The sequence below is a fragment of the Sulfurimonas sp. genome, assembly GCF_028694895.1.
Taxonomy (GTDB): domain Bacteria; phylum Campylobacterota; class Campylobacteria; order Campylobacterales; family Sulfurimonadaceae; genus Sulfurimonas.
The window spans coordinates 1-8,223 of record NZ_JAQVKA010000068.1 but is presented as its reverse complement, the minus strand read 5'-3'; the positions used below and the strand labels follow the sequence as shown (position 1 = coordinate 8,223).

8 protein-coding genes and 1 pseudogene are annotated in these 8,223 nt (G+C 33.4%); all 9 read left to right on the top strand.

The genetic code is table 11. The features are described 5' to 3' along the window. A pseudogene (locus tag PHI38_RS07710) lies at positions 1 to 530 on the top strand (aspartate carbamoyltransferase); the annotation flags it as partial. After that, on the top strand, positions 520 to 1,458 hold the full coding sequence (locus PHI38_RS07705; RefSeq protein WP_299854662.1) for an aminodeoxychorismate synthase component I: 939 nt from the start codon (positions 520 to 522) through the stop codon (positions 1,456 to 1,458). The pseudogene PHI38_RS07710 and the gene PHI38_RS07705, both read left to right, overlap by 11 nt. Before the next feature lie 14 nt (positions 1,459 to 1,472). Further along, complete coding sequence (locus PHI38_RS07700; RefSeq protein WP_299854659.1) at positions 1,473 to 2,870, top strand: ATP-binding protein; 1,398 nt, start codon at positions 1,473 to 1,475, stop codon at positions 2,868 to 2,870. Between the two features lie 56 nt (positions 2,871 to 2,926). After that, positions 2,927 to 3,907, top strand: coding sequence for a transaldolase (locus PHI38_RS07695; protein WP_299854656.1), 981 nt, complete (start codon positions 2,927 to 2,929; stop codon positions 3,905 to 3,907). Further along, positions 3,904 to 5,100 carry a type IV pilus twitching motility protein PilT gene (locus PHI38_RS07690; RefSeq protein WP_299854653.1) on the top strand — a complete coding sequence of 399 codons (1,197 nt, stop codon included), beginning with the start codon at positions 3,904 to 3,906 and terminating at the stop codon, positions 5,098 to 5,100. The genes PHI38_RS07695 and PHI38_RS07690 overlap by 4 nt, the downstream gene beginning before the upstream one ends. Positions 5,101 to 5,167: 67 nt before the next feature. Then, complete coding sequence (locus tag PHI38_RS07685) at positions 5,168 to 5,704, top strand: 50S ribosomal protein L25/general stress protein Ctc (protein ID WP_299854651.1); 537 nt, start codon at positions 5,168 to 5,170, stop codon at positions 5,702 to 5,704. Continuing rightward, on the top strand, positions 5,704 to 6,261 hold the full coding sequence (pth, locus tag PHI38_RS07680) for an aminoacyl-tRNA hydrolase (protein WP_299854665.1): 558 nt from the start codon (positions 5,704 to 5,706) through the stop codon (positions 6,259 to 6,261). The genes PHI38_RS07685 and pth overlap by 1 nt, the downstream gene beginning before the upstream one ends. Positions 6,262 to 6,291: 30 nt before the next feature. Then, the gene (locus tag PHI38_RS07675; protein WP_299854648.1) at positions 6,292 to 7,371 is read left to right on the top strand and encodes an LptF/LptG family permease; all 1,080 of its coding nucleotides are present in this window, start codon (positions 6,292 to 6,294) and stop codon (positions 7,369 to 7,371) included. A gap of 91 nt (positions 7,372 to 7,462) precedes the next feature. Further along, positions 7,463 to 8,223 (top strand): diaminopimelate decarboxylase (locus PHI38_RS07670; protein WP_299854645.1); only part of this gene is annotated, 761 nt, incomplete at its 3' end.

The window sequence follows — 8,223 nt, the reverse complement described above, 5'->3', positions numbered from 1 at the left end:
CTATCATAAACGCAGGTGATGGCGCTCATGCTCATCCAACTCAAGCACTACTAGACCTTTTTACTCTAAAGAAACATTTTAAAAACCTTGAGGGGAAAAAGATAGCCATTGTTGGCGATATTAAAAACTCAAGAGTTGCAAACTCAAATATAGAACTTCTTAGTAGATTTGGGATGGAGGTTATTTTAGTAGCTCCACCACAATTTTTACCTCAGAGTGATTTAAGAACAACACACTATTTAGCAGAGATAATTGATGAAGTAGATGCCATCATGAGCCTTAGAACACAAACCGAGAGACACTCTTCACAAACTTATGCATCATTAAAAGATTATGCGAGTGATTTTTGTATAACTAGCGAAATTGTAGGGGATAGGGATATAATTCTCCTTCATCCAGGACCAGTTCATAGAAACATAGATATTTGTGATGCACTCTTAGCAGATAAAAGATGCAAAGTTTTAGAACAAGTCGCAAATGGTGTTGCAATCAGAATGGCAGTGCTAAAAAAACTCATTTATGACGTTTGAGGATATAAACTCTCTTGGGGCAAAAAGAGAGCCTTTTTTATTTATAGTTGATTTTAAAGCTCAAAATATAGTGCTTCTACCACTAGATAAACTTAAAGAAAATGATATTGAGTTTGAGATAAATGAAGAGTATAAGTTAAAGAGTCATGAGGATTTCTTGCAAAAAGATGGTATCTCTTTTGAGAAGTATAAAGAGAAGTTTGATTTTGTTATAGAAAAAATAAAAAACGGTGAAACATATCTTCTAAACCTTACTCAACCAACAGCTATAAAAACACAACTATCACTCAAAGAAATATATAACGCTGCAAACGCTCCATATAAACTAAGATACAAAGATGAGTTTGTCTGCTTCTCGCCTGAGAAATTTATCTCCATTAGTGGAGATAAAATCTCTACGCACCCGATGAAAGGCACTATTGATGCCTCAATACCAAATGCAAAAGAGATAATTTTAAAAGATAAAAAAGAGATGGCAGAACATATTATGGTTGTAGATCTGCTCAGAAATGATCTCTCTATAGTTGCAAAAAATGTAAAGGTTGAAGAGTTTAGATATATAACTGAGATAGAAGCAGGCAAGAAGAAGCTTCTTCATGTAAGCTCTCATATAAGTGGCGAAGTAGGGGATGATTGGCACTCAAAAATAGGTGATATTTTAAAATCACTTCTTCCTGCTGGAAGTATCAGTGGAGCACCAAAAAGAAGTACTCTTGAGATTATACAAAGTGTAGAAGGGTATGAGAGAGGTTATTTTAGTGGGGTTTTTGGAGTATATGATGGAGAAGCACTTGAGAGTGCCGTTATGATTCGCTTTGTGCAAAAAACACAAGATGGGTATATCTATAAAAGTGGTGGTGGTATCACTTTTGATAGCAGCGTTAAGAGTGAATATGATGAGATGTTAGACAAGGTATATCTGCCATAAAATGAGGGGTTTATATGTGTAAGATTGATGGATGTTTTACAAGTGGATGGTCTTTTGATGAATCACAGCATGAGTTAAAAAACAGATACCAAATGGTAAATATTGGTATATTGCTCTCAACAGCAGGGCTAATATATGGAATCATAGGTAACTATATACGTGGACTTCATATTTTGATACCAATAGAGTTGGTGGTTTTATTTATGAATATTATGATGTTTTTTGCTCTTAGAAAGTATCGTAATTTCTTTGAATTTTTTGCTATTACAATTACTATTCAATATACATTTCTATTTTTATTTCTTATTTATGTAAGTGACCCCGATGATTTAAAACATCTTTGGATATTTACGTACCCTATCATACTTCTATATTTTCAAAAAACACTAAAGGCTATTTATTGGCTAATCTTTATCCTTTTTATGCTTATAATAGCGCCATTTCAAACATTTATAGAGATACAATATTCAGTATTTCAGATCTCATACATCTCTTTTGTTTTAATAATTGTTAGCATAATTATCTATTTTTATAAAAAAAAGATTGATGAAGCAAAAGCTACGATATTAGAGCAACAAAATATGCTTAAAAATTTCAACATAGAGTTAGAGAGACAGGTAAAAGATAAAACAACACAACTCATTAAGCTAAATGAGTCTCTAGAGATTAAGGTTGAGCAAAAATTAGAAGAGCTAAGAAAAAAAGACCAGATACTTGAGATGCAGTCAAAACAGGCTGTAATGGGCGAGATGATAAGTATGATAGCACATCAATGGAGACAACCTCTCTCTAATATAACACTTCAAATTGCAAACTTACAACTAAAACATATGCTCGATAAAGAGAGACGATGCAAAGATGTTGATGATGCACTGGGTAATATTAGTGATACTATCATTTATCTCTCTGATACGGTTGATGATTTTCAAACATATTTTCGTCCAAATAAAGAGATGGTTACTATTGAAATTCATGAACTCTTTCAAAGAGCACTGAATTTTGTACAATCAAGAGTACAAGATAGTGAAATAAAAATATCAATAAAAAAAGACAATCAGATAGTTCTTAAAATATATATCAATGAACTAATTCAGGTTATCCTTAATATCTTAAATAATGCAATAGATGCTCATAACGAAGTGAAGCCTAAAGAGCCATTTATTGTTATGAGTGCAACGTCTGATGATGAATACATATATATATCAATAACTGATAATGCCGGAGGTATAAGCGAGGAGCATCTAGTTCATCTTTTTGAGCCATATTATAGTACGAAGAGCAAAAATGGAACAGGGTTGGGGCTTTATATGAGTAAAATGATTATTGAAAAACAGTTTGGCGGAGAGATAGATGTACAAACGTCGAACAGTGGCTCAATATTTATTATTAAAATTCAAAAAAACATTGACTAATAAAAATAATTGATAAATTTTGAGATATAATTTATCAAAATAAGAGAGGTTTGTATATGTATTTAAAAGAGTTGAAGTTTTCTCTATGGGCTGATTTTATAGAAAGAGACTATTTAGATAATGAGTTTAAAGAACTAATTGATAAAAAAATAATCAATGGTGCAACTTCAAATCCTGCTATATTTAAAAATGCAATACTAAGTTCAAGCGCTTACAAAGAGCAACTCTCAACACTAAAATCACTCAGCCCAAAAGAGAAATATGAAGCGGTTGCTATTTATGATATACAAAAAGCAGCAGATATCTTAAAACCTCTTTATGATGCTAATGATGATGGATATGTAAGTATAGAAGTAGATCCATTTCTTTGTGATGATGCAGATGCAACCATTAGTGAGGGAGAGAGACTCTATAATACAATAGGGCGAAAAAATGTGATGATAAAAATTCCAGCTACTAAGGCAGGATATATTGCTATGCGCGCTCTGACTTCAAAAGGGATATCGGTAAATGCAACGCTTATCTTCAAAAAAGAGCAAGCGCTTTTATGTGCAAAAGCTTTTAGCGAAGGAGTCGCAGAGTTTGGCTCTAGCGTTGATACTGTCATAAGTGTTTTTGTAAGTAGAATTGATAGAGCCTTAGATGATATACTCACGAATTCTAAAATACAAAGAGCACTTAGTGGAATATATAATAGTGCAGATATATATGAGGCTGTTCAGGAGATGAGAGTGGATGGATGCAGAGTACTTTTTGCAAGTACTGGTGTAAAAGATGACTCACTTCCTGCGTATTACTATATCAAAGAACTTTTAGCATATAACAGCGTAAATACTGCACCGGTGGATACGATAAAAGCATTTGATGCAAGTGGATTTAAAAGCGCTTCACTCCCAATTTCACAAGAGAAGATAAGAGAGCATTTCAAAAAGATAGAGCATATAGGCATTGATTTTGATGCTATTTTAGATAAACAGGTAGAAGACGGATTAAAATCTTTTAAAGATGCATTTCAAGATATACTGGAGTCATTATGATTGAGCAAAACAATGAAGTAGATATAAATCAGTTAACCTTTGAGCAGATAAAAAAAGTTAGAGGGTACCTAAAAAAACTGATAGAAAATGGTGGAAGTGACTTACACGTAAAGTCAAATGGAGCCATAAGAGCTAGGATTAATGGAGCGATAATTCCTTTTTCTGGGAGTATTTTCTCTTATGAAGAGGGAATGACTCTTGCCAAAGAGATACTTAGAGGAAGATATTCAGAATTAATAAGGGATAAAGAGGTGGATTTAGTTTATCAATTTGATGAGCTTAATCGTTTTCGTGTAAACGTCTTTTTTCAAACTGATGGACCATCGTTTGTTTTTCGTGTTATTCCTATGAAGATTCCTACAATTGATGAGATGAAATTCCCTGAGATGATAAGAAATTTTACTAAAGAATCACGCGGACTAATACTTGTTACTGGAACAACAGGAAGCGGTAAATCAACAACACTAGCAGCTATGATACATGAGATAAATATGAACTATAAGAAGCATGTCATTACCATAGAAGATCCTATTGAGTTTGTCCATAAAGACAGAGGATGTATTATAAATCAACGCTCAGTTGGCCAAGATACGCTCTCATTTGATAGAGCACTTAGAGCTGCTCTTCGCGAAGACCCAGATATAATCTTAGTTGGAGAGATGAGAGATAGAGAGACTATAGAGTTAGCGCTTCATGCCGCGGATACAGGGCATTTAGTCTTCTCAACGCTTCATACGATTGATGCAAAAGAGACGATAAATCGTATTATTGCAATTTTTCCAAATGAAGAACAAAATCGTGTTAGACTCTCGCTTGCTGGAGTTCTAAAAGGCGTTATATCTCAAAGACTTATCCCTACAAAAGATGATAAACGTGTAGCAGCCATGGAGATACTTGTAAAAACTCCTACTATAGAGAAATTAATTTTAGAAAATAGAGATTATGAGATACGCGAAGCTATAGAAAAAGGTAGAGACCACTATAAGTCACAAAGTTTTGATCAGCATATTTTAGATATATATAATAGTGGGCTTATTACAAAAGAAAGAGCAAAGGATTATGCTACAAGTGCATCTGACTTAGAGCTTAGAATGAGTGGTTTAAGTAGTGGCAAAGCTTCAGACAGTGTCAATAAAGCTGAAAATGTAGATAACCATGGTTTTAGTGAAGATGATGTCTTTAATTTAAAATAACCTTATTTTAACCGCTATTAAAGCTTAAGTGAGTATAATTGCGGACATTTTTTATTAAGGATTTAATATGTTAGAAGGCATAATTAGAGAGAGTATTGGCAAAATAGGCACGAAAGCGCTTCGCCGCGATGGATATCTAATTGCAAACATTTACGGAAAAGGGTTAGAAAACCTACATGCTGCATTCAAAGAGAATGAGTATATCCGTACTGTTCGTAATAAAGAGACTCTATCATTTCCTATCACAGTAGCTTCAAAAAAGATGAACGTTGTTGTTCAGTCTTATGAGGCACACCCAGTTACAGGTAAACTTTTACACGTAGATTTGATGGTAGCGCAACCAAATGTTGTAACACATTATCATGTACCTGTTGTAACTGAGGGCGATGCAATTGGTCTTAAAAATAAGGGCCTTATTCATATTTCAAAGCCTCGTTTAAGAGTAAAAGCTGCTATTGAAAATGTTCCAAATAGCATTGTAGTAGATGTAGCTAAGATGGACGTTGGTGATGCTAAAATGCTTCGTGATATAGCAAAAATACCTAATGTTACGTTCACAGATGCTGATCGTGTATCTGTACTAAGCATAATCAAAGCTAAGTAATCATGTTAATAGTCGGTCTGGGTAACCCTGGCCCGAACTATGAGAATACTCGCCATAATATAGGCTTTATGGTTATAAATGAGCTAGTCAAACGACAAAATGCTCAAAAAATCTCCTCATCAGTTAATGGTGTACTCTTTAAATTCTCAAATCATTTTCTATTAAAACCACTTACTTTTATGAACCTCTCAGGCTCTGCAATTGCAGCTGTAAAAAAATTCTATAAAATAGATGAAGTTGTTGTAATACATGATGATTTAGATCTTCCATTTGGCACGCTTAGATTTAAAAAAGGTGGTGGACATGGCGGACATAACGGCCTTAGATCAACTGATGAGCATATCTCAAAAGAGTATATAAGAGTTCGAATGGGAATAGGTAAGCCTGAGCATAAAGGCGAAGTCGCCTCTTATGTTTTGAGTGATTTTTCTAAAGATGAGCAAGAACATTTAGGTGAGTTTATTACTTTTGCCGCTGAAGCATTAGAGTATCTATTAACCAACACCCTTGAAGATGTTAGCTCTAAATATACAATTAAAAAAATTCCGCTAAAATAGCACTAAACTTATCTACTTGGATCTAAATTAATGCTGGCTTTTAAATATATATCTTTTCATTACATTAGATATTTTATTGTTATTTTACTAGCTTTAGTACTTTTCTTAGTTGGATTTGACTATATGGGAAGCTCTGAAAAACTTGATATTTCCGCAAACTTGCTTCTTATTTATGTAGTTTATAAAACGTTTTACGCCATTGATATGCTTCTTCCGCTTTCACTTATATTTGCAATGATAAGTACAAAAATCTTTCTTATCCGCTCCAACGCTCTGGTGTCATTTTACTCTCTTGGATACTCAAGAATAGATATATTAAAACCTTTTGTAGTAGTATCTAGCGTTATAATCACTCTTTTTATCTCTCTACACTCTATTTCAAATTTTGCAAGAGCTGATGAGTTTGCAAAAAATATTCGTAAAAACGCACAATATTTAAGTCCAACAAGAGACCTTTTCTTTACATATAAAGATAAATTTGTCTATTTTTCAAAACTCTTGCCTCTTCAAGAGAGTGCTGAGGATATACGTGTGTTTAGCTTTGTTGATAACTCACTAAAAGAGGTTTTAGTAGCCAAAAGGGCAAACTATAGAAATGATGTATGGATCATAAATGAGGCCGACATTATTACAAAACCAGAAAATATAAGTTTTGACTCTTTGGGTATGAAAGTAACAAAGGAGCAAAACTTAGAAATTCTTAAAGGGTTTCGCCCAAAAATGCTTGATCAAGTTTATGAAGGTAAAGTAAACTTCTCCATCATTGATGCCTTTGATGCTTACTTTTTATTAAGGGATCAAAATATCAATACAAATATAGTAAAAAGTGCTCTTTATAAGATATTTGTATATCCGTTTTTTGTCCCTAGTTTAATAGTTATTATCTTCTTTTTTGTGCCAATTAGTGTTAGATTTCTAAATGTTTCTCTCTTTAGCTTTAGCGCGATTATCTCCTCTTTGATGGTCTGGGCTCTACTATTTTCACTAGTTGAGTTATCAAACCACAAGACTATACCAAGTGAGCTTGGGATAGTCTTTCCAACTTTCTTACTTTTTTTAGTTGCATTTAGGCAATGGATGAAATATAGAACATCCCCAAGAAGCAACTAGAGACGCATATTTTTTTACATTGTATACTTTTTTATAACAAAAATATAAGTACTTTTTAGATAGAATCCTTTAAAAAATATTTAGGATTTTCATGATAAATTTTAAAGAACTTGCAGCCACTTATAAAACACCACTATATGTCTATGATTTAGATTATATGAGTGCACAATATGAAGAGTTAAAAGCCGCTTTTAAGGGCAGAAAATCGATTATGGCATTTGCTATAAAATCAAACTCAAATCTTAGTGTTATTAAACATTTTGCAACTCTTGGAAGTGGTGCTGATTGTGTATCTATTGGAGAAGTTCGTCGTGCTATTTTAGCAGGAGTCCCAAGCTATAAAATCATCTTCTCTGGTGTTGGAAAGAGTGATAGTGAGATTCGCGAGGCTATAGAGTTAGATATTTTATATATCAACGTAGAGAGTGAAGCAGAACTTGGTCGTGTAGAGCTTATCGCAAAAGAGCTACAAACAAAATGCAGAATAAGTATCAGAGTAAATCCAAATATAGACCCACAAACTCATCCTTATATATCAACAGGACTTCATGATAATAAGTTTGGAGTAGAGATAGATGCTGCTAAGAGAATGTATATAAAAGCTAACAATTCTGAGCATTTAGATCCAGTTGGAATTCACTTTCATATAGGCTCACAACTAACAGAACTAAAGCCAATCTATGAATCTGCTGAAATCGTAGCTGATTTGGTACGTTCACTTCAAAACATCAAAATAGAGCTAAAGTTTTTTGATATTGGCGGGGGTCTTGGGGTTAAATATAAAGATGAGACAACAATAGCACCTTATGATTATGCTCAAGCTATTTTAGGAGCTTTAAAGGGTTTAGACTT